At 70.1% G+C, this 26305-nt stretch carries 28 protein-coding genes and 1 pseudogene; 12 read left to right on the top strand and 17 right to left on the bottom strand.

Going from position 1 to position 26305, the window contains the following annotated elements:
- Positions 1-5: 5 nt before the first annotated feature.
- Positions 6-263 carry a hypothetical protein gene (locus Q7X29_RS13245; protein ID WP_316574220.1) on the bottom strand — a complete coding sequence of 86 codons (258 nt, stop codon included), beginning with the start codon at positions 261-263 and terminating at the stop codon, positions 6-8.
- Positions 264-341: 78 nt separating this feature from the next.
- Positions 342-809, bottom strand: coding sequence for a hypothetical protein (locus Q7X29_RS13240; RefSeq protein WP_316574219.1), 468 nt, complete (start codon positions 807-809; stop codon positions 342-344).
- Between the two features lie 135 nt (positions 810-944).
- Between Q7X29_RS13240 and Q7X29_RS13235 the strand changes: the two genes are divergently transcribed.
- On the top strand, positions 945-1709 hold the full coding sequence (locus tag Q7X29_RS13235; RefSeq protein WP_316574218.1) for a GTP pyrophosphokinase: 765 nt from the start codon (positions 945-947) through the stop codon (positions 1707-1709).
- Between the two features lie 10 nt (positions 1710-1719).
- On the opposite strand, the gene Q7X29_RS13230 is transcribed toward Q7X29_RS13235, so the two are convergent.
- Positions 1720-2286, bottom strand: coding sequence for a hypothetical protein (locus Q7X29_RS13230; RefSeq protein ID WP_316574217.1), 567 nt, complete (start codon positions 2284-2286; stop codon positions 1720-1722).
- Positions 2287-2332: 46 nt separating this feature from the next.
- Complete coding sequence (locus Q7X29_RS13225) at positions 2333-3247, bottom strand: D-alanyl-D-alanine carboxypeptidase family protein (RefSeq protein ID WP_316574216.1); 915 nt, start codon at positions 3245-3247, stop codon at positions 2333-2335.
- Positions 3248-3467: 220 nt separating this feature from the next.
- Here Q7X29_RS13225 and Q7X29_RS33045 point away from each other — a divergent pair, with 220 nt between their 5' ends.
- Genes Q7X29_RS33045 through Q7X29_RS13210 form a run of 3 tightly spaced genes read left to right on the top strand, consistent with a single transcriptional unit; the run spans position 3468 to position 4744 of the window.
- Complete coding sequence (locus tag Q7X29_RS33045) at positions 3468-3755, top strand: hypothetical protein (protein WP_374104909.1); 288 nt, start codon at positions 3468-3470, stop codon at positions 3753-3755.
- A gap of 47 nt (positions 3756-3802) precedes the next feature.
- Positions 3803-4408 carry a class I SAM-dependent methyltransferase gene (locus Q7X29_RS13215; RefSeq protein WP_316574215.1) on the top strand — a complete coding sequence of 202 codons (606 nt, stop codon included), beginning with the start codon at positions 3803-3805 and terminating at the stop codon, positions 4406-4408.
- Between the two features lie 57 nt (positions 4409-4465).
- On the top strand, positions 4466-4744 hold the full coding sequence (locus Q7X29_RS13210; RefSeq protein WP_218721044.1) for a hypothetical protein: 279 nt from the start codon (positions 4466-4468) through the stop codon (positions 4742-4744).
- 4 nt (positions 4745-4748) lie between these two features.
- Here the strand turns inward: Q7X29_RS13210 and Q7X29_RS13205 are convergent, their stop codons facing one another.
- Both Q7X29_RS13205 and Q7X29_RS13200 read right to left on the bottom strand, forming a co-directional pair.
- Positions 4749-6122: an FAD-dependent oxidoreductase gene (locus tag Q7X29_RS13205; protein WP_316574214.1), complete on the bottom strand. Its 1374-nt coding sequence runs from the start codon at positions 6120-6122 to the stop codon at positions 4749-4751.
- A gap of 39 nt (positions 6123-6161) precedes the next feature.
- Positions 6162-6785: a hypothetical protein gene (locus Q7X29_RS13200; RefSeq protein ID WP_218721042.1), complete on the bottom strand. Its 624-nt coding sequence runs from the start codon at positions 6783-6785 to the stop codon at positions 6162-6164.
- Positions 6786-7246: 461 nt separating this feature from the next.
- Between Q7X29_RS13200 and Q7X29_RS13195 the strand changes: the two genes are divergently transcribed.
- Together Q7X29_RS13195 and Q7X29_RS13190 are read left to right on the top strand one after the other, a co-directional pair.
- Positions 7247-7795 carry a dihydrofolate reductase family protein gene (locus Q7X29_RS13195; RefSeq protein WP_218721041.1) on the top strand — a complete coding sequence of 183 codons (549 nt, stop codon included), beginning with the start codon at positions 7247-7249 and terminating at the stop codon, positions 7793-7795.
- Between the two features lie 96 nt (positions 7796-7891).
- Complete coding sequence (locus Q7X29_RS13190; protein ID WP_218721040.1) at positions 7892-8344, top strand: MarR family transcriptional regulator; 453 nt, start codon at positions 7892-7894, stop codon at positions 8342-8344.
- Positions 8345-8357: 13 nt separating this feature from the next.
- Here the strand turns inward: Q7X29_RS13190 and Q7X29_RS13185 are convergent, their stop codons facing one another.
- Positions 8358-8525: a DUF4236 domain-containing protein gene (locus Q7X29_RS13185; protein ID WP_218721039.1), complete on the bottom strand. Its 168-nt coding sequence runs from the start codon at positions 8523-8525 to the stop codon at positions 8358-8360.
- 124 nt (positions 8526-8649) lie between these two features.
- Here Q7X29_RS13185 and Q7X29_RS13180 point away from each other — a divergent pair, with 124 nt between their 5' ends.
- The gene (locus Q7X29_RS13180) at positions 8650-9135 is read left to right on the top strand and encodes a hypothetical protein (RefSeq protein ID WP_316574213.1); all 486 of its coding nucleotides are present in this window, start codon (positions 8650-8652) and stop codon (positions 9133-9135) included.
- Here the strand turns inward: Q7X29_RS13180 and Q7X29_RS13175 are convergent.
- Positions 9095-10102 (bottom strand): FkbM family methyltransferase, encoded by a 1008-nt coding sequence (locus tag Q7X29_RS13175; protein ID WP_316574212.1) that lies wholly within the window; start codon positions 10100-10102, stop codon positions 9095-9097. The genes Q7X29_RS13180 and Q7X29_RS13175 overlap by 41 nt on opposite strands.
- Before the next feature lie 230 nt (positions 10103-10332).
- Here Q7X29_RS13175 and Q7X29_RS13170 point away from each other — a divergent pair, with 230 nt between their 5' ends.
- Together Q7X29_RS13170 and Q7X29_RS13165 are read left to right on the top strand one after the other, a co-directional pair.
- A complete protein-coding gene (locus Q7X29_RS13170) occupies positions 10333-10602 on the top strand; it encodes a hypothetical protein (RefSeq protein ID WP_218721036.1) in 270 nt (89 codons plus the stop codon).
- Positions 10599-10748 (top strand): hypothetical protein, encoded by a 150-nt coding sequence (locus Q7X29_RS13165; protein WP_316574211.1) that lies wholly within the window; start codon positions 10599-10601, stop codon positions 10746-10748. The genes Q7X29_RS13170 and Q7X29_RS13165 overlap by 4 nt, the downstream gene beginning before the upstream one ends.
- Positions 10749-10754: 6 nt before the next feature.
- Here the strand turns inward: Q7X29_RS13165 and Q7X29_RS13160 are convergent, their stop codons facing one another.
- From Q7X29_RS13160 to Q7X29_RS13150, 3 genes are all read right to left on the bottom strand, one after another.
- Positions 10755-11387, bottom strand: a complete 633-nt coding sequence (locus tag Q7X29_RS13160; protein WP_316574210.1) for a LysE family translocator — start codon at positions 11385-11387, stop codon at positions 10755-10757.
- 33 nt (positions 11388-11420) lie between these two features.
- Complete coding sequence (locus Q7X29_RS13155) at positions 11421-12281, bottom strand: DNA/RNA non-specific endonuclease (protein WP_316574209.1); 861 nt, start codon at positions 12279-12281, stop codon at positions 11421-11423.
- Between the two features lie 110 nt (positions 12282-12391).
- The gene (locus Q7X29_RS13150) at positions 12392-13120 is read right to left on the bottom strand and encodes a GntR family transcriptional regulator (protein WP_218721032.1); all 729 of its coding nucleotides are present in this window, start codon (positions 13118-13120) and stop codon (positions 12392-12394) included.
- A 174-nt stretch (positions 13121-13294) separates the two neighbouring features.
- Between Q7X29_RS13150 and Q7X29_RS13145 the strand changes: the two genes are divergently transcribed.
- On the top strand, positions 13295-16588 hold the full coding sequence (locus Q7X29_RS13145) for a protein kinase domain-containing protein (RefSeq protein ID WP_316574208.1): 3294 nt from the start codon (positions 13295-13297) through the stop codon (positions 16586-16588).
- A 14-nt stretch (positions 16589-16602) separates the two neighbouring features.
- Here Q7X29_RS13145 and Q7X29_RS13140 read toward each other — a convergent pair whose 3' ends face one another.
- The gene (locus Q7X29_RS13140; protein ID WP_316574207.1) at positions 16603-17166 is read right to left on the bottom strand and encodes a LysR substrate-binding domain-containing protein; all 564 of its coding nucleotides are present in this window, start codon (positions 17164-17166) and stop codon (positions 16603-16605) included.
- Between the two features lie 138 nt (positions 17167-17304).
- On the opposite strand from Q7X29_RS13140, the pseudogene Q7X29_RS33040 reads away from it, so the two are divergent.
- Positions 17305-17694 (top strand): annotated as a pseudogene (locus Q7X29_RS33040) (DMT family transporter); the annotation flags it as partial.
- Between the two features lie 394 nt (positions 17695-18088).
- Here Q7X29_RS33040 and Q7X29_RS13130 read toward each other — a convergent pair.
- Complete coding sequence (locus Q7X29_RS13130; protein WP_218721027.1) at positions 18089-18721, bottom strand: maleylpyruvate isomerase family mycothiol-dependent enzyme; 633 nt, start codon at positions 18719-18721, stop codon at positions 18089-18091.
- Positions 18722-18936: 215 nt separating this feature from the next.
- Here Q7X29_RS13130 and Q7X29_RS13125 point away from each other — a divergent pair, with 215 nt between their 5' ends.
- Entirely contained in the window at positions 18937-19872 is a 936-nt protein-coding gene (locus tag Q7X29_RS13125) for an alpha/beta hydrolase (protein ID WP_316574205.1), read from the top strand.
- 22 nt (positions 19873-19894) lie between these two features.
- On the opposite strand, the gene Q7X29_RS13120 is transcribed toward Q7X29_RS13125, so the two are convergent.
- From Q7X29_RS13120 to Q7X29_RS13105, 4 genes are all read right to left on the bottom strand, one after another.
- Positions 19895-23404: an indolepyruvate ferredoxin oxidoreductase family protein gene (locus tag Q7X29_RS13120; protein WP_316574204.1), complete on the bottom strand. Its 3510-nt coding sequence runs from the start codon at positions 23402-23404 to the stop codon at positions 19895-19897.
- Between the two features lie 12 nt (positions 23405-23416).
- Positions 23417-25081, bottom strand: a complete 1665-nt coding sequence (locus Q7X29_RS13115) for an FAD-dependent monooxygenase (RefSeq protein WP_316574203.1) — start codon at positions 25079-25081, stop codon at positions 23417-23419.
- On the bottom strand, positions 25078-25593 hold the full coding sequence (locus Q7X29_RS13110; protein WP_316574202.1) for a VOC family protein: 516 nt from the start codon (positions 25591-25593) through the stop codon (positions 25078-25080). The genes Q7X29_RS13115 and Q7X29_RS13110 overlap by 4 nt, the downstream gene beginning before the upstream one ends.
- A gap of 90 nt (positions 25594-25683) precedes the next feature.
- The gene (locus Q7X29_RS13105) at positions 25684-26253 is read right to left on the bottom strand and encodes a TetR/AcrR family transcriptional regulator (RefSeq protein ID WP_316574201.1); all 570 of its coding nucleotides are present in this window, start codon (positions 26251-26253) and stop codon (positions 25684-25686) included.
- Between the last annotated feature and the right edge of the window lie 52 nt (positions 26254-26305).

The following is a 26305-nucleotide window of genomic DNA, read 5'->3' as shown; positions in this document are numbered from 1 at the left end:
GTTCCTCAGCGGGCCCGCAACGTCACCACGGTGATGTCGGGCGGCGCGCCGACGCAGACCGGCGGGCCCCACGCGCCGATACCGCGCGTGGTGTACAGCTGCAGGTCGCCGATGCGGCTCGCACCGGCGACGGTGCCGTTGATCCAGCCGACCGGATACCTCAGCGGCCACATCTGACCACCGTGGGTGTGTCCCGACAGTTGCAGGTCGACCCCGCGCTCACTCGCCCCGGCGCCCTGCAGGGGCTGGTGGGCGATGAGCATCTGTTGCGCAGGGTGGTGAGACCGAGGGCGTCGTAGTAGTCGAGCCAGTTGTCCGGACGGTCCACGTACCCTTCGTGATTACCCGCGACGACGAACTTCCCGCTCTTCGCGCGCAGCCCCGCGAGCGGATCGATATCGGGGCCCGTCGGCCGCGCGCGGCAGCTCGGCGAAGGACAGGTCGGTCTCGAGCACCCGCAGGTCGTTCGCCTCGGTGACGCCGTAGGCGACCGTCCCGAGGGAAGCCACGACCAGCACGCCCGAGGCCACCTGGATCAGCCCGCGACGGTGCCGGAACTCCAGCAACCGGGCCACCGCGAACACCACGCCGAGCACGGCCAGCCCGATCAGCAGGTAGAAGATCACCGCGAGCCAGACCTCGCCCCACCACACGATCGGCCGGATCGGCTGCGGCGAATACGCGTTCCCCGCGCCGACCGCGACGACCGGGGGAATCCACAGGAGCACCAGCCCGACGGCGAGCGCACGGCGGGCGGTGCGGCCGAGGCCGGTGGCGACGCCGAGCCGCCGGTAGAGCAGCCAGTGCACGAGACCGAGGATCGCACCGAGTGTCCCCGCCGAGGTGCGCAGCGTTGCCCGGCACGCACCGGGGACGGGCCCAGCGGCCCGTGACCCACCTCACCCCGCGGACCAACCCCTGGGGAGCAGGCACAATGGAGGGCGATGAAACCCTGGCAGCTCGACCTCAACGCCGACGACGGCCCGCCCGGGAACGGGGAGCGCGCCACCGTCGAAGACATCCGAGTCCTGCGCGAGCAGTTCGTCGACTTCATGCTCGGCTACAAGTTCGCGATCGACGAGATCACCACCAAGATCAACATCTTGCGCGAGGACTTCAACAACACCCACGAGTACAACCCGATCGAGCACGTCGGCTCGCGACTCAAGTCGCCCGAGAGCGTGCTGGAGAAGGTGCAGCGCAAGAACTACGCGATGAACCTGGCCGCGATCCGGGAGAACGTGCTCGATATCGCCGGTGTGCGGGTGGTGTGCAGTTTCATCTCCGATATCGGCACGATCCGGGACATGCTGGCCGGTCAGGAGGACATCACCGTCCTCGAGGAGCGCGACTACATCACCCATCGCAAGCCGAACGGCTACCAGAGCCTGCATCTGATCGTCTCGATCCCGGTGTTCCGCTCCGACCGCACCCAGCGGGTGCCGGTGGAGATCCAGATCCGGACCATCGCGATGGATTTCTGGGCCAGCCTCGAGCACAAGATCTACTACAAGTACCGGGGTGAGGTGCCGCCGAACCTGCGCAGCGACCTCGCCCAGGCCGCCGAGGTGGCGACCCAGCTCGACGAGAAGATGGAGGCGCTGCACCGGCAGATCGACCGCACGGCCCAGCCGCGGACGCACCCGGCCGAGACGCTCGACCTCAGCGTGCTCTACAACGCCTTCACCGCGGGCGCCCCGCACCGCTGAGCGCGCCGGGCTACCCCATCATGGCCAGCAACCCCAGGTCCGGCGCGAGGGCGCCGTCCTGGCCGAGCGCGGTGAAGTCGGCCTCGACGTCGGCGCGCGCGAGTGCGCCCGCGCGCACCGCCCGATAGCGCAGATACGACCAGAGGAAGACGTCGAGGTTGTCGAAGCGGGTGCCGCCCTCGAGCACTTCCTCCTCGTGGAACCACACCGCGATCTGGCCGGTGGCGAGCACGACGTAGAGGTTGCCGCCGCCGTCCGCGCCGATCGAGAACACGTCGTCGTCGGTCAGCTCGGTGGTGTAGTCCGCGTCGAGGATGCCGCAGTCGTTGCCGGCGAAGTCGAAGGCGTAGGACCAGTCGAAGATGTCGAGGAACTGCGGCAGCCGACCGGAGCGGACCCGGCGGTCGAAGGCCGCGAGCGCGGCCGCGTCGGCGGGGGCGAGCCGATCGAGAAACGGTGCGACCGAACGGGTTTCGGCCGGGATGACGACGGGTTCGGCAGCCGGGAACCACCGGGCGAGATCGCCGTCGAGGTCGCGTTCGGTGTAGCCGAGGAGATCGGCGGGAGTGAGCGTCACGCCGGCCAGTGTAGGAATGCCGACCGACATCGGCGCGCTGTCGCCGTCAGGCCGGTTGCAGGACGCGCATGATCGGGTCGTAGGCCCAGTTCAGCAGCCGTTCGGCGTCTTCCTTGGCGGCGGCGCTGCTGTGCGCCGAGCTGTGCAGCACCACGCCGATCACCGGGATGCCCGCCCGGACCGTCTCGAACAGCAGGCAGTGCCCAGCGGCGTTGGTGCTGCCGGTCTTGATGCCGATGGTGCCGGGGTACTCCCGCAGCAGCCGGTTCGTCGTCTCCCAGCGGTGTTCACGGTTCCCCGGTCCGGCGGGCACGAAATAGTCACGGGCGGCGACGATCTCGCGGAAAACCGGCAGGCTCATCGCGCGCACGCCCATCGCGACCAGGTCCACCGGTGTCGAATGGGTGGAGTCGTCGGTGGGGTTCGGCAGGCCGCTGGGATCGGTGAATTGTGTTCCCGCCAGGCCCAACAGGCGCGCGGTGTCGTTCATCTTGGCGATGAACGCGTCCTGGCCGGGGCCGAACGACTCGGCGACGGCGTAGGCGGCGTCGCAGCCGGACGGCAGCATCAGCCCGTACAGCAGCTGCCGGGCGGTGAGCACCTCGCCGGGCGCCAGGCCCGCGGTGCTCCCGTTGTGCTCGGCGCAGTACCCGACCACCTCGTTCGGCACCGTCACCGGTCGCTCGAGATCGTTGCCCGCGATCACGACGATGGCCGTCATCACCTTCGTGATGCTGGCGATCGGGACCGGGGTGTGCGCGTTGCGCGACCACACCACCGTGCCGGTGAGGCCGTCGGCCAGCGCCGCCCCGGTGGCTTGGACGCCCTCCGGACCGACCGTCCAGGGCAGCTGATCGAGGGCGGCGCTGCCGGACGGCGCGGCACCCGCGACCCCGTGACCAGCGGCGACGACCAGAACTCCGGCGACAACAGCGTGCAACATCCCGGCAAATGTCCGCATGGCGACATTCTGTCCCACAAGCACGCCGAGTCGTGGGATTTGACCACCGCTTTTCCGCATCGGCCGGTTCCCTCGGTCGCGACACCGGCATAACGGTTGACTGTCCGCGCGCCGGGCTGCACTGTTGATAGCACTGAGCGTCGCGCGTGTCGGTGGTTCCACAGGATCGGCCCTGTTCGCAGGGGGTATCAGCGAGCTACTCGGAAACGGGAAGGACGCGATGACGATGAACGGTCGCCGGAATCGCCGCAATCGAGAGATTCGCGAAGTTCGAGAGATCCACGCTCGGCCGTCGCACCAGATCGCCAAGTTCGTCCTGTCGACGCTGATGCTGGTCTGGTTCGGGCTCGGGCTGCTGGCGGCGGCACAGCGCCAGTACTTCGCGAACCCGCCCACCGACTGCGGTGGCCTGGGCACGATCGGCGTCACCGTGCTCGCGGGCCCGCTCAACTATCTGGGCGCCAATCCCCGGATCGCCTCATGCCAGCTGCCGGAGCCGAGCCGATGAGCATCACCGGCTAGGGTCGATCGGGTCGACCCGAGGAGGATCCGAGCATGAGCGCGTCGCCGAGCAAGCGCACCCCCAGCCGCTGGGATGAGCTCACCGCCGCCGACCCGGCGCATTCGACCTGGTATGTGGAGCGCTTCCGCTCCCTCGCCGCCGCGGGCGAGGATATCGTCGGTGAGGCGCGCCTGATCGACGCGATGCTCGGGCGCGGCCGGCGGGTGCTCGACGCCGGCTGTGGGGCGGGCCGCATCGGTGGCTACCTGCACGAGGCCGGGCACACCGTGGTCGGCGTCGACGGTGATCCGGTTCTCATCGAGGCGGCCAGAGCGGATCATCCGGGCCCGACCTGGCTGGTCGGTGACCTCGCCGAACTGGATCTGCCGACCCGCGACTTCGACGTGATCGTGTGCGCGGGCAATGTGATGACCTTCCTCGCCCCCTCGACGCGGTCGGCGGTGCTGACCGCCTTCGCCCGGCATCGCGGGCCGGGCGGCCGGGTGGTCATCGGTTTCGGCGCGGACCGCGGCTACGAGTTCTCCGAATTCCTGGCCGATGCCGAATCCGCCGGGCTCACCGTCGATCTGCTGCTGTCGACCTGGGATCTGCGCCCGTTCACCGACGACGCGGACTTCCTGGTGGCCGTGTTCTCCTGACGCGCGACCGGCCGTCGGTGGGACGCGCCGACGGCCGAGACCGGCTAGCCTCGTGGCATGCCCGACCCCGAGGTCTCGCCGCCCCCGCGCAACGGCGTGGGGCTGTCGGCGCTGGTGCTCGGCATCGTCGCCTTCGTGCTCTCGTTCATCCCGTTCGCCGGCGAATTCCTGGCGGCTCCGACCGCCGTGGCCGCGGTGACGGCGGCGTTCTTCGGGTGGGACCGCATCGAGCGCGGCGAGGCGACCAATCGAGCCGACACGCTGGTCGGCGGCATTCTCGGCGCCCTCGCCCTGGGACTGAGCCTGCTGATCTACCTGGCGACCCGCTCCGGCTGAGGCACTACTCGCCGCGCACCACCGCGCGGGCCGCGGCGCGCGCGGCGACCAGGATCGGGTCCCAGACCGGCGAGAACGGTGGCGCGTAGCCGAGATCGAGCGAGATCACCTGCTCCACCGTCATCCGCGCGGTGAGCGCGACGGCCGCGGTATCGATGCGTTTCGCGGCGCCGTCGCGACCGACGATCTGGACGCCGAGCAGCCGGCCGGTGCGGCGTTCGGCGAGCATCTTCACCGTCATGGGCGCGGCGCCGGGGAAATAGCCTGCGCGGCCGGTGGATTCGATGGTGACGGGGTGGAATTGCAGACCCGCGCGCACGGCGTCCTTCTCCCGCAGGCCGGTGCGCGCCACCTCCAGATCGCACACCCGGCTGATCGCGGTGCCGACGACGCCGGGGAACGTGGCGTAGCCGCCGCCCACGCCCGAGCCGATGACCTGGCCGTGTTTGTTGGCGTACGTGCCCAGCGGCACGTAGCGCAGAGCGCCCGAGACCAGGTCGAACACCTCGACACAGTCTCCACCAGCCCAGATCTCGTCGTGCCCGCGCACACGCTGGGCGAGGTCGGTGAGCAGGCCGCCGGACTCGCCCAGCGGCAGCCCGGCGCGCCGGGCCAGGTCGGTGGCCGGGCGCACGCCGATCCCGAGGACCACCACGTCGGCCGGATACTCGGTGTCGGCGGTCGTCACCGCGCGGACCCGGCCGTCCGCGCCGGTCGGCAGACCCGTCACCTCGGCGTCCGGCACGACCCGAATTCCCATCCCCTCCATGGCTTTCCGGACCAGTGCGCCCATGTCGGGGTCGAGCGAGGACATCGGTTCGGCGCCCCGGGTCACCATGGTGACCCGGAATCCGCGGGTGACCAGCGCCTCGGCCATCTCCACACCGATGTACCCGGCGCCGACGACCACCGCTTCGCGCCCCGGGGCCGCCGCCAGCCCGTCGATCAGGGCCTGCCCGTCGTCGAGGGTCTGCACGCCGTACACGCCGTCGGCATCGATGCCGGGCAGTGGCGGCCGCACCGGTGTCGCGCCGGTCGCCAGGACGAGCTTGTCGTAGTCGGTCCAGGACTGTGCGCCGGTGCCGAGATCACGCGCGCACACCCGGCGACCGGCCGGATCGATGTCGAGCACCTCGGTCCGCAGGCGCAGGTCGATCCCGCGATCACGGTGCTCGGCGGGTGTGCGGGCGATCAGATCGTCGGCGGCGTCGACGTCCCCGCTCACCCAATAGGGGATGCCGCACGCCGAATACGAGCAATGGTGTCCCTTCTCGAACACCACGATCTCGAGGTCGTCAGCATCACGCAGCCTGCGGGCCTGCGACGCGGCGGCCATCCCTGTCGCGTCGCCGCCGATGACCACCACACGTTCGCCCATGCCGTCCACCGTACGGGCGCGACGTGTGATGGTCGGGGATCACACCATCTCGGGCACGCGCAGATGCGCGAATCCCAGCCGGAACTCGGCTACGTCGACGATCTGAGCACCCGTGACCCGGGTCGCCATCGCCCTGATCCGGTCCGCGTGCTCACGGCTGCTGTCCAGTTCCTCGCGACTCGCCCACACCGTCGAGCCGACGCCGCGGCCGGTGGCCCGGTCGACGAACAGGCTGGCGCTACGGAAGCCGTCGAGCTTCTCGAACTCCGGCAGCAGTTGCGCCTTGAACGTCTCGATCGCGCCGTCGACAGCGGACGGGTCGACCTGCACCCACGTGCACCGCGTGCACGCGTTCGGGCCGGCCAGGTGGTCGCGGTGCATGACCGCCACTTCCCATTCCTCGACCTTCTCCACCGGTCCGTTCAGCGCCTGGGCCAAGCCGTCCCGCAGCATCTGGACGTGTGGCCTGCTGGCCTGCATCAACTCCTCGGATTCCCACGCGGTCGTCGCGATACAGCGTCCTGTCGCCCTGTCCACCATCAGCGACAGACCGACCCAGCCCTGGACTTCGGGCAGATTCCGCATGATGTCGTTGCGGAGGTATGCGATCCCGCCGTCGATCGACGACGGCTGGGCCGCGATTGTGCTGGAGCGTGCGTACACGAGCCACCTCCTACCTGGGTAAAGGCGGCGCCCCGGTGGGCACCACCGGACATACCCACTGTCCTCCACGCCCACCGCCGGCACAATGCCCATTTTCCGTCGTATTCGGGTAGGCGCAGGTATTGACACCGGCGAAATCCGGAGAACACTGGACATATACCGGAAAACCGGAAAAGAGCCGCACGGCCGAGCGGAGACGTCCGTCGACAGTGGCGACGATTTTCCAGGCTCCGGCCAGGCCCCCGGCAAGCAGATCGGACGACCAGGGCAGTCAGCGACGACTGAGGTTCATGGTGTCGGATCAACGCTACCGGGGACTGTTCTGTCCGGGGGTCCCGCGCACTGCCGAGCACGGTTTCGGTGCGCCCGCGCGCCACCGTAAACAAACCGTAAGGCGGTCCCGGCACGGTAGTTTTCGACAGCGAGACACCGCTGACGAAAACCACCGAAGGGACATCATCATGGGCACCATCGCAGTACACGAATTCATCGCTCTCGACGGCATGTACGACGATCCGTCGTTCACCGTCGCCTACGGATTCGATCCGAAGATGGGCGAAACCCTCGGCGCGATCACCGGCGACGCCACCGCGATCCTGCTCGGCCGCAAGACCTTCGAGATGTTCGCCCCCGCCTGGTCGACGCGCACGGTCGAGGACGACCCGGGCGCCCCATTCTTCAACGAGACCACCAAGTACATCGTCGGGTCGCAGGAGCCGAAGGAGCAGTGGGCCAACAGCGTCCGCCTCGGCGCCTACGACGTCGACGCGATCCGCAAGCTCAAGGACGAGACCGAGGGCACCATCTACATCAGCGGCAGCGGCACCCTGGTCCGCGCGCTGCTGCGCGACGGCCTCGTCGACCACCTGCACCTGTTCGTGTACCCCATCGCGCTGGGCACCGGCGAGAGGTTCTGGGTCGACGGCGAGCAGACCCCCCTCGCGCTGCTGTCGACCGACGTCTACGACAACGGCGTCATCCACCTCGACTACGGCCCGGCCGCGAGCTGAGCACCCTCGTCCCAGGCGGTGGTTCCGGGGGATCCGGCCCCCGGTCCCTGCCGATCGGTAGCCGTCGAGGCCATTTTGTTCGTAAAGTTCATGGGTATGACCACGCCTCTGCCGGACACCCGCGCTCTCGCCGGTGATCTCTCCCTGTCCACCGTGCGGCTCGCCCGGCGCCTGCGCGGCCGGCGCGCCGATCCGCACATCTCCCTGACGCAGCTCTCGGCGTTGTCCACGCTGGCCAGAGAAGGCGCGATGACACCGGGAACGCTGGCGGGCCGGGAATGCGTGCAGCCTCCGTCGATGACTCGTGTCATCGCGTCCCTCACGGATATGAACCTGGTCGAACGATCCCCGCACCCGACCGACGGGCGCCAGATCATCATCGCCGCTTCACAATCCGGCCTCGCCCTGCTCTCCGACGAGGCTCAGGCCCGCGAGGAATGGCTGACCGAGCAGCTGTCCAAGCTCTCCGACGAGGACATCTCCGTCCTCACCCACGCGGTGGCCATCATGACCCACATCGTCAGCGAGCAGACACCGCTGGCAGGCTGACGACGTGGTTCGGTCAGCGCTGGCGCCAGCTCAGCGGACCCGGCAGGTCGACGCTGTTCTTCCGGGTGCGCGAGTTCCAGGTCCAGGGGCCGATCTTGATGCTCCACGAGGACAGACCGGATTCGGTGAAGTTGAATTTCAGCGGGCCGAACGACTTGCGCTGACGGAATCTGATGGGCATGTGAAGCCTTCCTGAGATCGCCTCCAGGATAACCGATCACGGCGGGTCGCACGGGACCCCGCGGTTCTGTCACCCGCCCTCGCTAGGCTGGCACCCGCTCGCGCACGCAGGTGCGCGCCGATCCGTGAGGAGAACCCGCGCCATGTGGCCGACCGAGTGGCCCGCACCGGCCCGCAAGATCGCGACCGCGATCGAGGCGGCCCTGCTGGCGGCGCAGGCCGCCGACGAGCCGGGATTCACTTCCGCCATCGGCGATCTCGCCGAGTTGCCGTCCGATCAGGTCGACGTGGTGCTGGCGGCGATCGTGCGGGAACTGCTCGAGATCGCGCATCCGGACGGTCTCACCGGTGACCACGTGCGCGACGTCCTCGAGGCGGTGGTGCGACGGTCGGTGGTCTGGCTGCCTCGGCTGGACGCGGCCGCGGTCGTCAGCGCGCTGACCGGTGCGCTGGGCATCGACGAGGGCGAGGACCGTCCGCCGACCGATCCCCGGCCCGCGGCGATTCTGCTGATCGATTATCTGGCCACGACCGCGCGGGTGCCCGCCCAGCAGTCGGTGCTGCGCGCCATCAACGAAGTCGCCAGGGCCGAAACCGTCGAAATGCCCTGAGCGGCATCGTCGATGGGTCCGGCCCGGCTCGGGAGAGCAGCAGGTCGGTCTGGCCGTCGAGCGCTCCGGTCGACGGCGTGAGCGGCGGCGGCCGTCGCAGCAACACCGGCGCGTCCTGCGGCGCGTAGGAGTTGGGTATCCGGTAGACCCGGAATCCGTTGCCGGTGAACGGTTCCAGCAGGTGTTCGACGGTGTGGCCGGTACCGGCGAGCCAGCGCGGCGTCAGCTCGACGAGGATCTCGCAGTCGGCCCGCAGTCGCGGGATCAGCGCGGCCAGGTCGGTCAGCACGATACCTTCGGCGCCCTCGACGTCGATCTTGATGATTCGCGCCCGGGCCAGCTCACGCGGACTCACGATGTCGGCCAACGGCGCACCGGGGACGACGATCTCGGCGATGTGACTGCCGGGCCGGATCGTGGTCGTCGCGCCCGCGTTGCCCCGATCGGGCACGTACAGCCGCACGGGTGCGGATTCGGCGGCGATCGCCACGGCGGCGACGCGGACGTTGTCGCAGCGGTTGAGCGCCAGATTCGCGCGCAGCTGCTCCTGTGCCGCGGGCGCGGGCTCCACGGCGACGACCGATCCGCTCGGCCCGACGAGGTGGGCGGCCGGCACCGTGTGCCAGCCGCCGGCCGCGCCGAGGTCGATCATCGTGTCGCCGGGCCGCAGCCGGGACGCGATGACCGCCGTGACCACCGGTTCCCAGCAGCCGTGCAGGTAGATCGCGCGGGCGACGAAGTCCAGCGTCGTCGGGATGTGGAAACGCCGACCATGGCGGGTCCGTACGGTTCTGGCCACGCGCGGGTGCTGACGCAGGCCGACGTCGAGCCATTCACGCAGCAGTCGACGTTTGACCGCCACGCCCGGCCCGTAGCGCACCCACCAGCGGGCGGCGACCAGCAGGGGCGTCCACGGCGGCGGCACCAGCACGGTGTCGCGCCATGCCGCCGGATCCGACTCGACCATGCCTCACCCTAGAACCGCTTCGGGACGGTCGGGCCGAAGCCGGTGCTGCCCGCCCGTCGCGACCGGGCCCTGATGCCGTCTCGAAGACGCAGTCGCGGTGCCCGGCAGCGGGACTGCGGCGTTTGCGGAGTCCTACACTTGCCGGTACCCCCGTTACCGGATAACGTGGTGATGTCAGTGCACAACTGTTCACTCAATAGTCCGGCGGGGTGGCGACGATGAGGTTGCTGGTGTCAACGGTAGTAGGCGGGTGGGTCGAGATGGCGACGCAGGATCTGGCAGCCTTGCGTGAGTTCGCGCGCGAGGTGGGTGCCGCGGTGGCCGTCCATCAGCGGGAAGCCCGGCGCGCGGCCGCCGATTCGGGTCGCGATCTCGTCCGGGAGGGACGCTCACTGGCTTTCGATATCGCCGACTTGGCCGATGCCGCCAAGCGTGCGCGAACGGATCGGCTGCGCGGGGATCGGCGCGGCGGGTCGGCCGAGCCGGGACAGAAGTGGTGACACTGCTGGCCCTCATCGGCGGGCTCTGCGCTCTGGCCGTGGGCTCGCTGGTGTCGGGATACGCCGTGGTCGTGCTCAGCTATTGGCTGGAGCTGCAACGCGATCCGCCGCAGACGCAGACCCAGCCGGACGAACGAATCGTCTGAACGGGATCAGGATTCGGTCGCCAGGCGGACGCCGAACCCGACCAGCACCAGCCCGAAGAGCGCATCGATGCGGCGGCGGACGCGCGCGGTCCGCATCCAGGTCGAGATCGAGCCGGCGGCGACGATGAGCGCGGCGCAGTACAGCGCGGTCAGCGCGATGTACACCGCGCCAAGGCCCAAGGTCGTCCACACCGGGGAGTAGCCGTCGGGGACGAATCCGGGCAGGAAGCTGACGAACAGCACGCCGATCTTCGGATTCAGGATGTCGGTCAGCAAGCCGGCGCCGAAATTGCCCACCCGGTCCAGCGGCGGCGCCGTCGACCCCGACGGATCGAGGATTTCCGCGTCGATCGGTCTGCGCAGCGCCTTCAGCGACTGCACGCCGATCCACACCAGATAGCAGGCGCCGACGATCTTCAGCGCCTCGTAGCCGACCTCACTGGCGCGCAACAGCGCGGACAGCCCGAGCACCGCCGCGACGACCCACACCGTCAGCCCGCACAGCACGCCCGCGGCCGTGCGGATCCCGGCCCGGCGCCCGCCCCGGACGAGACTGCGCACGACGACCAGCGTGTCCGGCCCCGGCAGCAGGACGAGTACGACCGCGGCGAGGGTGAACGACAGGACAGCACCAACCATCGCCCCATCGTAGAAGCGGGCGCGGCGCTGCCTTCACCAGGTGATGTCGGCGGTGGTGGTCAGCGGCACACGCGGTCCGGCCGACTCGGTGAGCGCCAGGGTGTCGGCGGCTCGCACGGCGTCCGGGAAGCGGAGCCGGGTGCGCTGCTCGAGCTCGGTCACCGACACCTGGAAGACGCGGAATTCGTCGAGTTCGAGGGCTTCGAGGTGGTCGAGACGCTGGGTCAGCAGGAAGGCCCGGCACGTCAGCCGACCGTCCTCGACGAAGCAGATCACCTTCCAGTACTCGCGCGGCAGCGCCACGCCACGGTGCACGCGATCGTCGGCGGCGAACACCGGTCCGCCGAACACGCTCACCTTCAGGTCGTCGATGTCGACGTCGGCGAACACGGCGTCCTCGAGCCTGCCCCATACACCGTTGCGGCTGCTCTGATTGAAGTCGTCCATCTGCGGCGTGATGTTGGTGTAGAAGAACGAGTCGACATTGGCCTGCTCGGCTTCGGACATGCTCCCCCACAGCAGATCCGCGCGTCGCGCCAGATGCCCGCGATCGAGCCGATTGCGTTGGTAGAGCTCGTTTCCCACTTGCGCCTGAGCGGGCAGCCGGGCGTCCTTGACGAACTCGATGCCGGTCCGGTCGATCCGCTTCATCGACGCGCCGTCGATATTCCACCCCACCCAGCGGGCGAAGCGCCGCGAAGCGCTCAATACCAGCGAGAAGTGGGTGTACGGGATGACCGCGGAGCCGTCGAGGCGCACCGCGTCGGCGGCGATCTCGGCGTCGAGTGCGGGCACCTCGATCCTGGTGGCCAGGAATCCCGGCATGTAGCCGGTCCGGGGTACGGCATCGCTCGCCGGACTCACGGCTGTCGTCGGTGTGTGGATGGCAGTCATGGCGATCACTTCCCGGGGCCGGCGGTGCGATGGATGTGCCCGCCATCGTCGTCGCCGGGCTCGGTGACCTCACGCGTAGTCGACTACCCGCATCACGCTCCGGATTCCTTTCACCGGGCGGTGGATTTCTCCGCAGGAAGTCGGTCCTGCTGCTCCAGCGTCGCGATCAGCGCGTCGGCTCCCGACATGATGTGGTCGCGCATCAGGCTGCTCGCCGTCTTCGCACGCCCCTTCCGCAGCGCCTCGAGCATCGCCGGTAGGAAGTCCAGCGAGTCGTCGGTGTCGCGGTGGAACCGGCTCGGCAGTTGCTTGGCGATCGAGCCGAGCAGTAACGCGAGCCGACGCGATTCGGCGGCCGACACGATCGTGCGGTGGAATTCGTCGCGCAGGGCTACGGTGCGGTCGGCCTCGGCGCCATCGGCGACCGCCTTTTCGTGTTCACCCACGATGTCGGCCAGGCGGGCGAGGTCGCGCGGGGAGATGGATTTCGCCGCGCGCGCTGCCAGCTCGCCGGCCAGCGTGGCCTGCGCCCAGAACAGATCCCGCACATCGCGCGCGCTGAAGGCCGAGACCATGAATCCGCGCCGGGGCACCAGTTCGACGAACCCCTCACCGCTGAGGAGCAGCAGACCTTCTCGCACCGGCGTGTTGCTCACGCCGACCGCCTCGGCTATGGGCTCAGCGCGCAGGAACTCGCCCGATCGAACCCGTCCGGAGATGATCAGCTCCCGGACGTAGTCGGCGACGTCATCGGAGAGCTGCTGACGCTGCGAGTTCGCCCGCGGTGGCAGGTCTCGCGTCGTCGAGATCGGCGGGCGTCGGTCGGTGTCGTTCGACATGTTGTGCATTATGCGTCGTGCTCGGCGGTGTCCGCAGCACGACCCGGCGACGCGTGGTCCAGGGATGCCCGAAACGCGCCTGACGTCGTCGAACACCGACAGTTTCGGCGCTATCCTCGGTAGAGGCGAGCGCACCAGCGCACCGCCGACACGCCGTGACCGAATCGAGCCGAGATGGCCGACAACCTGCCGACTCAGCGCAGCTCGGCCTCGGGCATCGCGGCGGAACTCGCCGCCGAGGGCTTCGAGGACGCCGAGGAGATCGGGCGCGGCGGTTTCGGCGTGGTGTACCGGTGCGCCCAGCCCGATCTGGATCGGGTGGTCGCCGTCAAGGTCCTCACCGCCGAACTCGACCCCGACGGGCTGCAACGGTTCGTGCGCGAGCAGCAGGCGATGGGCAGGCTGTCCGGCCATCCGCACATCGTCGCGGTGTTCCAGGCGGGCACCACGCACGGTGGGCACCCGTATCTGGTGATGCCGTATCACGCGCGGGGCTCGCTCGAGCAGCGCATCCATGCCGTCGGCCCGCTCGACTGGGCGGCGACGCTGCGGCTGGGCGTGAAGATGGCGGGCGCGCTCGAGACCGCGCATCGGGCGGGCATCCTGCACCGCGACGTGAAACCGTCCAACATCCTGCTCAGCGACTACAACGAGCCCGAGCTCACCGATTTCGGGATCGCCCGGATCCAGGGCGGATTCCACACGACCACCGGCGTCGTCACGGGCTCGCCCGCTTTCGCCGCGCCGGAGGTGCTGCGCGGCGCGCAGGCGACCACCGCCGCCGATGTCTACGGTCTCGGCGCCACCCTGTTCTGCGCCCTCACCGGCCATGTCGCCTACGAGCGGCGCGTCGGTGAGCAGGTGCTGTCGCAGTTCCTGCGGGTATCCGCGCAGCCGGGACCCGATCTCACCGATCAGGATGTGCCCGAGGAGGTCAGGGCTGTCATCGAGCACGCGATGGCCCCAGATCCCGCCGATCGGCCCGACAGCGCCGCCGCGTTCGGCGCGGAACTGCGCGAAGCCCAGCGCAGCACCGGCGGCGAGGTCGACATCCTGCGGATTCCGAGCACGGTGCGTCCGGCGACGGCGCCGGTCGCGGCGCCGCGCGTGCACGAACGAACCACCGCCCCACCGACACCCGCCACCAAGTACCGCCCGCCGACTCCCGCCCGCGCCACCCTCGCCAGGAAGCGTCTGCTCGAGCACTTGCGCACGAGCGAAGGCACCCGGCTCACCGCCATCCACGCGCCCAGCGGATTCGGCAAGACCACGCTGGCCGCGCAGTGGCACGACGAACTGATCGAGCACGGCGCGGCCGTCGCGTGGCTCACGCTGGACGAGGACGACGACAACGTCGCCTGGTTTCTCACCCACCTGGCCGAAGCCCTGCGGCCCGCCGTCCCCGACCTCGCCGACGAGCTCGACCGGCTGCTGGAAGCCGACCCCGACGATCCCACCCGCGCCGTGCTCACCGCGCTCGTCGACGGACTGCACACCCGCGACCGGCGGGTGACACTGATCCTCGACGACTGGCAGCGGGTCACCGGCACGGCCTCGGTGGCGGCCGTGCGGTTCCTGCTCGAGCACGGCTGCCACCATCTGCCGCTGGTCGTCACCAGCACCGCGCGGCTCGAACTGCCACTGAGCAGGTTGCGTATCCACGGCGAACTGGCCGAGATCGACGCCGCCACCCTGCGTTTCGACGCCGACGAGGTGCGTGCCTTCCTGGCCGAGGCCGGTGGCGTGCGGCTGACGGCCGAGGAGGTCGCCGCGCTGGCCGGCGCCACCGACGGCTGGATCGCGGCGCTGCAGCTGACCGTGCTGTCGCTGCGCGCGGGCGAGGCACCCGAGCACCTGCTCGACAGCCTCGCGCTGCACCCCGATATCGGCGCCTTCCTCGCCGAGAACGTGCTCGACACACTGGATCCCGACACGCTCGACTTCCTCATGACGACCTCGATCTGCGAGCGGATCTGCGGTGGCCTGGCGACCGCGCTCACCGGCCGCGCCGACGCCGCCGCGCTGCTCGCCGACCTCGCCGACCGCGGGCTGTTCCTGCTGCCGACGGGGCCGGACCACGACTGGTATCGCTACCACCAGCTGTTCGCCGGCTACCTGTGTCGCCGCCTGGCCAAGGACCGGCCGACCGAAATCGCGCCGCTGCGGCAGAAAGCCGCGACATGGTTCGCCCGGCAGCACCTGCTCAACGACGCGGTCGAGCACGCGCTGGCGGCCGACGATCCGGAGCGGGCGGTCGACCTGGTCGAGGAGGGCGCGGGGTACCTGCTGGAACGCTCGAGAATGATGATGCTGCAAGGCATTCTGGCCAAGCTGCCCGCCGCGGTGTGCCGGACCAGACCGCGGATCCAGCTGTTCGGCGTCTGGATCGATCTGGTGCTGCGGCGTCCCACGGCCACCGCGGCCTCGCTCGCCCGCTTCGAGACCGCGCTGGTCGCGGCCGCGCCCGCCGAGCCGAATCGCACCGAGATGCGCACCGAGGCCGACGTGGCGATCAGCGTCGGCGAGATGTTCGCCGACCGGATCTCGGAGCTGGACGGCCTGATCGGCGACGCGCTGGCCCGTCCGGACGACTTCTCTCCGCGCATTCCCGGCGTGGCGGCCAATATCGCCACTTACGTGGCGATCCACCGTTTCGACTACGACAAGGCCCGCCGCCGGCAGCTGTGGGCGGCGCCGTATCACGAGCAGAGCGGTCCGTTCCTGTCGGTCTACGGGCGCTGCTACGCCGGGCTCGCGGCCTGGGAGCAACTCGATGTCACCGGCGCCGAGGACCTGCTCACGACCGCGTACGACACCGCGCGGTCGACGATGGGGCCTGCCGCGCACGCCACCCGTCTGGCCGGTGCGCTACTCGGCGCTTTGCGATACGAGACAGGCGATCCGGACACCGCCGCCGAACTCCTCGAACAGAGCAGGGAACTGTCCACCGAAGGGGGCGGCGGGGTCGACTTCATGCTGGCCACCTACGCCACCGGAGCCCGGGTTCGCGCGCTGCGCGGCGACCGGGACGGCGCGCTCGGCCTGCTCGACGAAGGCTTGGCCCACGCCGAACGACTGGGGCTGCCCCGCCTGGCCGCCCGTATCCGCAATGAACAGGTGCGGCTCGGTGTCGTCCTCGAGCCCGCGGTGGTCGCGGAGATCACCCGCCCGCGCACGATCCGGCGCGAGGACGGAATCGCCACGGCCATCGACGAAACCGACGAGGACTCCGCGATCCGGTTGCTGGCCGCCACCGACCGCCACCAGCTCGCGGTCGAACGCGCGGAAACCCTCCTGGCCGGGATCGACGCCGAACGCAGGCCGCTGGCCGCGGTGCGCGCGGGCCTGCTGCGCGGCGCGACCCTGCGGCGAGCGGGCCGGGCGGCCGAGGCGGACCGTCTTCTCGCGCCGCTGGTGCGGCGCTGCGATCAGCTCGGCCTGGCCCGCCTGCCCGCCGACGCGATGTAGGAACGCCACCCGCGTCAGGACGCTGTACGGGAGGCCGCGAAATCACCCGTGACTGCCGCGAAGGCGCGTATCAGCTCGGTCTCGGGGTCGGCGCGCCAGACGAAGGTCCAGCGGCAACGCGGGCCGTCGGGCATCGGCACGTACACCACGCCGGGGCGGGCGTAGTACCGCACGCAGTGTTCCTGGGCCAGGGCGACGGCCCGGCCCGCGGCGATGGCGGCCAGCATCTCCCGGAGGGTGTGCACGCGGGGACCACGCGGGATCGGGCGACCCGCGGGCGTGCGGGGCGGGATCAGCTCGTCGGCCCAGTAGCCGGGTGCGCCGGTGCCGATATCGCACAGGATGTGGTCGCCGAGGTCCTCGATCGGAATCGTCGCGCGCGTGACTGATTCGCTGCCCTCCGGCACCGCGAGCCGGACCGGTTCGACGAGCACGGTGGGGCCGACGGTGATGTCGGGCTCGCGGACCGGCAGCCACAGCAGCTGGATGTCGACGGTGCCTGCGCGCAGCGGGCCGAAGGGGGCGACGACGTGGCCGAGCGCGCCCATGATGCCGACCTCGGTCGGCTTGTTCGTCACCGGGCAGAGGTTCGCCTCCCTCGCGCTCGACGTCGGCGGGCTGCTCGGCGTCGAGCCGCGGCCGTTGACCGGGCATGCTGCTGGGCGCCGCGGTGCTGCTGGCCGGGATCGTGGTGGTGATCCGCAGCCAGCTCACCGGTGGTCGGGGCCAGACCTGCGCGAGGGCGCAGGTGGGCTGGATCGCGCTGGGACTCGGTGCCGGCGCGGCACTTCCGGTCCAGGGCGCGACCAACGCCGCGTTGCGCCGGGCGCTCGACGATCCGTTTCGTCACCGGACTGTGGTCGTTCGTCGTGGCGACGGTGACCATCGCGGTGGCGCTGGCCGTCCTCGTGGTCACCGGCCGCACGCCGCGGCCGCGGGTCGCCCCGTTGCGGACGGTGCCGTGGTGGGGCCGGCTGGGCGGGGTCGCGGCGGCGACCTACGTCACCGTCATCCCGCAGATCGGCGCCGCCACCACCATCGCGCTGACCGTGACCGGCCAGCAACTGGTGTCGGCGGCCATCGACCACCGTGGCTGGTGCCAGCTGCCGAGCAAGCCTGTGACCAGCGCCCGCCTGGCCGGGCTCGCTGCGCTGATCACCGGATGCCCGCTGGTGCAACGGAAGATCTCCGCGTTTGCCCGCGGCGTCGTCGTCGAGGAAGGCCACGCCGATTCGCCGGAGGCTGGACGGGAGCACCGCCAACAGGATGGCGAAGGCGGTGATCGCGGCCCATCGAGGGACGTCCGCCACCGGGGTATGCGCGGCCTGCCACGCGGTGCGCAGCCGCCCGGCGCGCACCGGCGTTCCATACGCCCGGCCACTTCGCTCGGGCCGATCGGCGGACGGTGCGCCGCGCACCACCGGCGACCCAGGTGCGGCGAGGTCGGCCGCGCCGGTGGCCGGTCAGCGTCGACGGCGGTTCACCGCGTGGGCGTCGCGCTCACCCGGCGTGCGGCAGGCCCGTCAGGGTCGTGGCGCCCGGACCGTCCAATTCGCCGGCCTCGAGCGGTCTTCCGGACAGCGCGAGCAGCAGCGCCAGGGCGGTGCCGCGCACCTGCGGGCCGGCACCGACCTCGAGGTCCGCGTCGGTGGCCGTCAGGCGAAGGCCCTGTGCGCGTTCCTTGCCTCCGCCGACCTTCACCGAGGTGCCGAGCTGATGTCGCACCGCGGTCACGATCGGCGCGACGGGGTAGTCCCGGTGCAGGCCGAGGGGGCGGCGGATGTCCTCGCCGTGGACGAACGCTTCGATCAACCTGGTCGCCTTCGGCGCGGGGGCACCGGTGGTCCGGTGGCTCGCCGCGCGGAACGCGGCCAACGTCAGCACCGGGTCCGCGGCCCGCTCCCGCGCGATGCCCGCGTCGTTGAAACGGTCGAAATCGAAACGGGCAGCGGCGAAGTGGACGAAGAATCCCAGGCGGGTGGTCTTCGCGTCGTCGGTCAGATGTGCCACGACGTCGTGCACGTCCCAGCCGGCACACAGTGACGGCGTGGACCACCGCTGCGCGGGCAGGTCCGTCAGGTCCGCGATCAGGGCAGCACGCTCGGCGTGCACCACCGGCCAGATCTCGTTCACGTCAGCCTCCGCTCCGTGGGTACCGACCCGCACAGTACCGCCGAGGCGCCCCCGCGTCGGTCCGACCACCGGCGCCGGGCGCGGGGAATGCCGCGGATCGCCAGCGGAAACAATTGCCGAACACTAGTATTCGCCGATGTGCCCAGCGCTCGGGTCGCGCGTCGACGCCGCCCGTGACCACCGCGGCGCGCACCGTCGATCGAGAGGACCCTCCGATGTTCGGACCTCGCCTATCCCTCGCCCTCGCAGCCCTGCTCACCGCCGTCGCCGCCACATTCACCCTGCCCGCTCCCGCGCAGGCCGCCGCGGGCACGGTGCGCTGGGAAACCAGGGTCAGTGACCGCATTCTCGACATCGGGATCTCCTCCCCCAACCTCGAAGGCCCCGGCTTCGCGGTGAAGGTCGTGCGGCTGTTGCTCCCGCACGGCTGGTCCAAGAACGCCGGACGCACCTGGCCCACCATCTGGGTGCTGCACGGCGGGTTCGACGACCACAAGTCCTGGACCGACAAGGGCGACCTCGAAGCCCTCACCGCGGGCACCGAAGCGATCTACGTGCTGCCCGAAACCAGTTGGTGCAGCGCCTATTCCGACTGGTGGAACTACGGCGCCTACGGCGCACCCGCCTGGGAGAAGTACCTCACCGACGACGTGCGTACGATTCTCGAATCCGGCTACCGGGCGGGCACCACCCGGGCTGTCGCGGGCAACTCGATGGGTGGTCTCGGCGCGATGAAGTTCGCGGCGAAGTACCAGGGATGGTTCCGCTCCGCCGCCGCCTTCAGCGGCAATGTCGACCCGCTGCACGACTCCGGCGCACCCGGTGACCCCGACAAGCCGGGCCAGGGGTGCGCCGCGGACTGGAAGCGGGTGTGGGGCGACTACACCGCGCAGCGCTCGATCTGGGAGCAGAACAACCCGTACACCCAGGCGTCGAAATTGACCGGAATCCCGCTGTTCGTCTCCTACGGCAAGAACGATCCCGTGGAATCGCTGGCCTACGAACAGAACTACCGCTTCGTCGACAAGCTGCAGTCGCTCGGCGCGAATGTCGACGAACGCTACGTGCCGTCCCAGGGCCACAACTGGGACGCCTGGCAGGTGCAGATGCGCAACGCGCTGCCCATGCTGCTGTCCTCGGTCGGCGCCTAGGACCCGATGCGCACCCACCGCGTCATCGGGAACCTCCGCGCGACGCCGCGTCGGAGTATCCGGCCATCAGCTCGGCCATCCGGGCACGGTAGCGCGCGACGTTGTCCATCTTGATCGACTCGTAGCCGCGGACCATGTCCGGTAGATCGGCGATTTCGACCGCGAGCGGAAGGGTCTCGCTGCTCAGCCCGGCGAGAAGCTCGGTGACGGCCGTCCGGTATTCGGCGATCAAGGCACGCTCGGTCCGGCGAACCCCCGCGGCGCCGAAGGGATCCAGGCGGGTGCCACGGACTCGGCGCATCGAGACCAGACTCCGATAGACCGGACGGAACCACGGCCCGAGTTCGAGCTTGTTCTTCATCCCCAGCGCACGCAGCACAGGCGGGTGCAGCCGGTAGGAGATGCGGGCGCCGCGACCGAATTCCGCCTCGACGGACGCGCGGATATCGGGGTCGAGCGAGAGGCGGGCGACCTCGTACTCGTCCTTGTAGGCCATGAGCTTGTACAGATGGCGCGCGACGGACTCGGTGAGGGCGGTAGAACCGGGCGTTCGCTCGGTCTCGACGAGGCGCACCTGTTCGACGAATGTGCTGAATTGCCGTGCGTAGGCGACGTTCTGGTAGTCGATCAGGTCGGGGATGCGCAGCGCGAGCAGTCGGTGGAGCTCGGATTCGGGTGCGGCGTGCACGGTCGCCAGCAGCTGGTCCGCCGAAGCCGAACGCGCGCGGGGTGTTTCGGCCGGGCCTGTCGCCTCGGCCAATGCCACGGCAAAGGCGTCGGGGTCGGCGACCGCCAGCCGGCCGTAGCGGAAAGCGGCCGTATTCGCCGCGACCTCCACGCCGTTGAGGTCGATGGCCGTTTCGATGTCGGCCGGCGCCAGCGGCAACGCGCCGGTCTGGACGGCGATTCCCGCGAGCAGCAGATTGGCGAACTGATCCGCGCCGAGCAGCGCGATCGCCACGCTGCGTGCGTCGAGGAAGCGAGCTTCGACCACGGTCGCCTCGATCGCGGCGCGGATCGGTCCGGCCGCGGGAAACGAGACGGCGGGATCGGTGACCATCTGCCCGGTCGGGACCTCGCTGGTGGAGACGACCGCCGCGGTCCGCGCGGGATCGGCGGCGACGAGATAGCGGGGATCGGCGGCGACGAGCAGGTCGCACCCGAGGTACAGGTCGCAGCCCCCGGCGATCGCCTTGCTGCCCTGGTCGATCGGCTCGCGGGAGACGGTGATGTCGGAGACCACCGCACCGCCCTTCTGGGCGAGCCCGGTCTGATCCAGTGCCCGGACCCGGAGCCCACCCAGCGTGGCCGCGGTGCTGAGCAACTGCGCCAAGGTCACCACGCCGGAGCCGCCGACGCCGGTGATGCGCGTGGTGTGAGTCGCGGGGAAGGTCGCGGGCGGCCGAGGCACATCGGTCGGACCGGCGGGCACCGCGGGCGCGCGGCGATGGTCCGGCGCCGGCACGACGGACAGGAACGACGGGCAGTCACCGGCCAGGCAGGAACGGTCGATATTGCAGGAGGACTGATCGATTCGGGTCTTGCGGCCGAATTCGGTGTCGACGGGCTGGACGGACAGACAGTTCGACTTCTGTCCGCAGTCGCCACAGCCCTCGCACACCCGTTCGTTGATCACGATGCGCTCGATCGGCTTCGGCGCGAGTCCACGCTTGCGTTTGCGCCGCAGCTCGGTGGCGCACTCCTGATCGTGGATCAGCAGGGTGACACCCGTGATCGTGGCCAGGGTCTCCTGGGCTTCGATCAGCCGATCCCGATGCCAGACCTGGACTCCCCTGGGCAGCGCGATCTTGCGGTACCGGCGCGGTTCGTCGGTCGTCACGATGATCCGCGCGACTCCCTCGGCGCGCATCGCCGCGCAGATCTCGGCGACGGACATGACCCCGACGGCCTGCTGACCACCGGTCATCGCCACCGCGGAGTTGTAGAGCAATTTGTAGGTGATGTGACTGCCGGCCGCGATCGCCGCGCGCACGGCGAGACTGCCCGAATGGTGGAAGGTCCCGTCACCGAGATTCTGGATCAAGTGGGTGCGCGCCAGGAACGGCGCCATGCCGATCCACTGCGCGCCCTCGCCACCCATCTGGGTGAGGCCGGTGACATCGCCGACCTGCGCGGGACTCATCAGCGACACCATTCCGTGGCAGCCGATGCCCGCGCCGACCGTTGCGCCTTCGGGTGTCTTGGTGGAGATGTTGTGCGGACAGCCCGAGCAGAAATACGGCGTCCGGGTGATCAAAGGCAGAGCGCGCGACAGCGTTTCGCTGCGAGCGCGCCCACGCCACGCGGCCACCGACGGGAATCCACCGAGCTGGGTCAGCCGGACGGCGAGCTTGGTCGCGATGATGTCGGGGTCGAGTTCACCGTCGACAGGCAGGAAGGCGGCGCCATCGGGCAGCTTCTTACCGGTGACCTGGGGGGCGTCCGGCTTGCCGTAGAGCACGTCCTTGATCGCGGTCTCGAGGAAGGGCCGCTTCTCCTCGACCACGATGATCTCGTCGAGCCCCTCGGCGAACCGCCGGACCACCGTCGGCTCGAGCGGATGAATCATCCCGAGGCGCAACAGGCGGATACCGTGTCTGGCCAATTCGGCGTCGTCGAGGCCGAGGCTGCCCAGTGCCTGGCGCACATCGAGTGCGGTCTTGCCCGCGGCGACGATCCCCAGCCGGTCGTCCACGCCACGGTGGGTGATGCGGTTGAGGTCGTTGGCCACGGCATAGCGCCGCGCGATCTCCAGCCGCGCGCCCTCGCGGCTGTGCTCGAGCACGCCGAGGGTCGGCTGCAGCACGTGTGCGGTCACCTCGTGCCGGTAGACGGTGCCGTCGACGGTCCGGTCGGGTTCCACCGGGCGGACCCGGTCGGGGGCCAGGTCCACCGTGCCCGATCCGTCGGCCACATTGGTCGCGATCTTCATCGCCACCCACAGCCCGCAGGCCCGCGACATCGCCACGCCGTGCAGCCCGAAGTCCAGGGCCTCCTGGGGATCCGCCGGATACAGGGTCGGCAGGCCGAGGTCGGCGAGCAACGCCTCGGACGCGCCGGGCACGGTCGACGACTTCGCGGCCGGATCGTCACCGACGAGGGCGAGTACGCCGCCGTCGGGGTGGGTGCCCATCATGTTCGCGTGCCGGATGGCGTCGGACGCGCGATCCAGCCCGGGCGACTTGCCGTACCAGAGCGCGACGACCCCGTCGACGCGCTTGTCGTCCTGGACCGACGCCAGCTGCGTGCCCTGGACCGCGGTCGCGGCCAGTTCCTCGTTGACGCCGGGCTGGAAGACGATGTCGTGCTCGGTCAGCAGCGCGGCGTTGCGGGCGAGTTCGGTGTCGTAACCGGCCAGCGGTGAGCCCTCGTAGCCGGAGACGAATGCGGCGGTGCGCCTGCCCGCCCGCAGATCGGCGCGGCGCAGTTCCAGCGGCAACCGCGCTAGGGCCTGAATGCCGGTGAGGTGCACGGCACCGGTCAGCTGGGTGTACCGGTCCGACAGTGCTACCGGCGCGGGGTGTTCGGTCACATCGATGGCTTTCTACGAGGTCTGTCGGGACGCGGATGCACAGAGGCCGAGGGCACCGCGCAGGGCGAGGGTCAGGTCGGTGACCGGTGTCTCGGACGCGCGATCGGTCAGCCAGGCGATGTGCCCGTCCGGCCGCACCAGGACGGCGCCCGTCGTGCCGATACCGAGCCGGCCGGGGTCGAGATCGAGCTCCCGGCCGACCACGAAGGCGCGGATCGGGATCTGCCCGGCGGCCTCGGCTGTCGCTGTCGCCCAGGACGATCCGGCCGCGCCGGCGATCACGGTGAACCATGGCCCGAGCAGATCGAGGGTCGAGATCGTCGCCTGGTCGTAGCGGGTCCACACGTGCGGCAGCCGGGCACCGACGACGGCGGTGCCGATCGGATCGGTGGCGACGCCGTCCGCGTCGTAGACATAGGCCAGTTCCTGCTCGAGGTCGTCGAAGTGCGCGCGGTGCTGCGGGATCGCGGCGGCCAGCCGGTCGCGTTCCCGCTGCGCCACCTCGGGATCCGGGCTGTCGAGCCGCTGGGCGATCTCGACGGTCAGCGGGCCGACCCCGGCATCGACCATGCGCAGCGCGTTGCCGACGCTGTGCTCGGTATTGCTGACCGCGACCGCGCGGCGCTCGGTCTCGTAGCTGTCCAGCAGGGCGTCCGGCGCCCAGCCGCCGAGAACGGCGGCGAGCTTCCAGCCCAGGTTGTCGGCGTCGGCGAGACCGGTGTTCATGCCGAGCCCGCCGGTCGGCGGAAACTGGTGCGCGCTGTCCCCGGCGAGCAGGACCCGCCCGGCGCGATAGCTCGCCGCGGTCCGGGCCGCCATCGTCCATGTCCCCACCGACCGGATGTCGACGGCGAGATCGGCGCTCCCGACCGCGGTGCGCACCAGGTCGATACAGCGCTGCGGGGTGTAGTCCGACAGCGATTCCTGAGCGGGGTCGAACGGCCGGTTCAACGTCCAGCGGTGGTCGCCGTCCATGCCGATGAGCACACCGGGCGAGTGGGCGTTGATCAGCCAGATCAGCAGCGCGGGGTCCGCCTCGGTCCACGGTGCGAGATCGGCGTGGAAATAGATGTTGAGCTGCTGCCCCAGCTCGGGCACGCCCGCCATGCCGATGCCGAGATCGTCACGCAGAGTGCCCGCGGCACCGTCGGACGCCACGACGTAGCGCGCCTGCACCGTACGGCGCCTGCCACCGGATTCGAGCTCGACCGCCACGTGATCACCCACGTCGGCGACACCGCGAACCTCGGTCTCGAAGGCCAGCGTCGCCATGCCCTGTGCCCGCAGCGCGTCGAGCAGTCGCTGCTGGACGCGATCCTGCGCGCACGAGGTGATCATCTCGGGAGAAGCGCCCGCGCGGCGCAGGATTCGGTCCTGTCCGCCATCGGCGAGGTCGATCCGACCGAGCGCGGAGCCGGCCAGGGTCTGCTTCCAGACGATATTGCGCATCCACTCCGGCGCGACGGCGTCGCCGGTGACCGCGTCGGCGATGCCCCAGGAGCGCAGCAGTTCCATCGATCGGGTGTTGACCACATGCGCGCGGGGATGCGGATTGATCCCGCCGAACCGCTCGCAGACGAGGCTCGCGACACCGTGCCGACCCAGCACATACGCCGTCGCCAGGCCGACCGGTCCCGCGCCGACGATGAGCACCGGCGTCCGATCGGGCGCGCTCACGGCCGCCGCACCAGGTCGGCGAACGACTCACCCGCGCCGAAGCGCGCGACGAGGTCGTCGGGATCGAATTCCACGCCGATCGGGTTGGCGGCGAAGGCGCCGGACTCGAAGAAGTCGGCCAGCTCCGCGTCGGTGGCGAAGTTGTCGATCTGCAGCTCGATGTGATTGCCGTCGGGGTCTTCGTAGTACATCGAGGTGGTCGGGCCGTGGTTGATCGTCCAGAACGGCCGCACCTCGAGCGCCTTCAACCGTTCGTAGGTGGCGAGCAGGTCGGCGAGCGTGTCGTAGGTGAAGGCCACGTGATGCAGGCCCGAGTGCGCGTCGGTCGGGCGCTGCGAGGCGCCGGTCGCCAGGAAGGCGACGCGGTGGTGTTCCTCGTCGTAGGTCACGAACGCCAGCAGGTCGGTGCCGAAGACCAGGCGTCCTTCCAGGACCTGGACGTACCAGTCGACCATCTCCGATAGCCGACCGGTCCGCAGGACGACGTGCGCGAGTTTTGCCGGTGATGCCATGAGCGGACTCTCCTTCGAGCCGAGAACATCTCTTGAATGCGATACAAGAGAAGCTAGGCCCGCTCATGAATGAAAGTCAAGAGGTGGCGGTCATCCCGCTTTCGCGGCGGCGGCGACGAGGGTGGCGATCAGCAGATCGATCAGCTCGTCGGTCGGCCGATCCAGGCGGCGCACGCTGACCAGCAGCCCCTCGAACAACACGTGGGCGAGGTCGGCGACCGAGGCGAGATCGGCACCGCCACCGGCCCGCTCCGACATCGCCGCGAAAAGCCGCTGCTCGAGCCAGTCGCGCATCTGCTCGTAGACCGCCCGCAGGGTCGCCGTTTCCTCCATTCGCTCGTAGGCGACGCGATGCAGCGCCCGATAGGGCTCCATCCGCACCAGCAGGGCGACCAGTTCGGCGCGCGGATCCCCCGACAGGGTCGCGTCGGCCTCGACCCGGGCCCGCTCCGCCTCGAAGATCGAGGCGATCACCGCGGCGAAGAGGTCATCCTTGGTGGGGAAATACCAGTGCACCGCCGCGGGCGCGATACCGGCCGCCCGGCCGACCGCCGCCACGCTGGTGCCGCGATAGCCGTTGCCGACGAAGAGCTCGCGCGCCTGCGCGACCAGTTCGGCCTGACGTTCGGCCTTGGGGATCTCCTGACGATTCTTGGGCATGCGACCACTCTATGCCCGCTCTTGACTGAGAGCTAAGACATGCTCTTAACTG

Source organism: Nocardia canadensis (assembly GCF_032656385.1).
Lineage (GTDB): Bacteria > Actinomycetota > Actinomycetes > Mycobacteriales > Mycobacteriaceae > Nocardia > Nocardia canadensis.
The sequence above is the reverse complement of the archived record's forward strand: the minus strand, read 5'-3'. Positions and strand labels throughout refer to the sequence as shown.

Coding starts and splice junctions, on each gene's coding strand:
- Q7X29_RS13145 (WP_316574208.1), top strand. CDS start 13,295: ATGGCCGACAACCTGCCGACTCAGCGCAGCTCGGCCTCGGGCATCGCG.
- Q7X29_RS13110 (WP_316574202.1), bottom strand. CDS start 25,593: ATGGCATCACCGGCAAAACTCGCGCACGTCGTCCTGCGGACCGGTCGG.
- Q7X29_RS13160 (WP_316574210.1), bottom strand. CDS start 11,387: ATGGTTGGTGCTGTCCTGTCGTTCACCCTCGCCGCGGTCGTACTCGTC.
- Q7X29_RS13235 (WP_316574218.1), top strand. CDS start 945: ATGAAACCCTGGCAGCTCGACCTCAACGCCGACGACGGCCCGCCCGGG.
- Q7X29_RS13245 (WP_316574220.1), bottom strand. CDS start 263: ATGCTCATCGCCCACCAGCCCCTGCAGGGCGCCGGGGCGAGTGAGCGC.
- Q7X29_RS13125 (WP_316574205.1), top strand. CDS start 18,937: ATGTTCGGACCTCGCCTATCCCTCGCCCTCGCAGCCCTGCTCACCGCC.
- Q7X29_RS13210 (WP_218721044.1), top strand. CDS start 4,466: ATGCCCGACCCCGAGGTCTCGCCGCCCCCGCGCAACGGCGTGGGGCTG.
- Q7X29_RS13155 (WP_316574209.1), bottom strand. CDS start 12,281: ATGACTGCCATCCACACACCGACGACAGCCGTGAGTCCGGCGAGCGAT.
- Q7X29_RS13190 (WP_218721040.1), top strand. CDS start 7,892: ATGACCACGCCTCTGCCGGACACCCGCGCTCTCGCCGGTGATCTCTCC.
- Q7X29_RS13105 (WP_316574201.1), bottom strand. CDS start 26,253: ATGCCCAAGAATCGTCAGGAGATCCCCAAGGCCGAACGTCAGGCCGAA.
- Q7X29_RS13185 (WP_218721039.1), bottom strand. CDS start 8,525: ATGCCCATCAGATTCCGTCAGCGCAAGTCGTTCGGCCCGCTGAAATTC.
- Q7X29_RS13225 (WP_316574216.1), bottom strand. CDS start 3,247: ATGCGGACATTTGCCGGGATGTTGCACGCTGTTGTCGCCGGAGTTCTG.
- Q7X29_RS13195 (WP_218721041.1), top strand. CDS start 7,247: ATGGGCACCATCGCAGTACACGAATTCATCGCTCTCGACGGCATGTAC.
- Q7X29_RS13205 (WP_316574214.1), bottom strand. CDS start 6,122: ATGGGCGAACGTGTGGTGGTCATCGGCGGCGACGCGACAGGGATGGCC.
- Q7X29_RS13175 (WP_316574212.1), bottom strand. CDS start 10,102: ATGGTCGAGTCGGATCCGGCGGCATGGCGCGACACCGTGCTGGTGCCG.
- Q7X29_RS33045 (WP_374104909.1), top strand. CDS start 3,468: ATGACGATGAACGGTCGCCGGAATCGCCGCAATCGAGAGATTCGCGAA.
- Q7X29_RS13150 (WP_218721032.1), bottom strand. CDS start 13,120: ATGTCGAACGACACCGACCGACGCCCGCCGATCTCGACGACGCGAGAC.
- Q7X29_RS13215 (WP_316574215.1), top strand. CDS start 3,803: ATGAGCGCGTCGCCGAGCAAGCGCACCCCCAGCCGCTGGGATGAGCTC.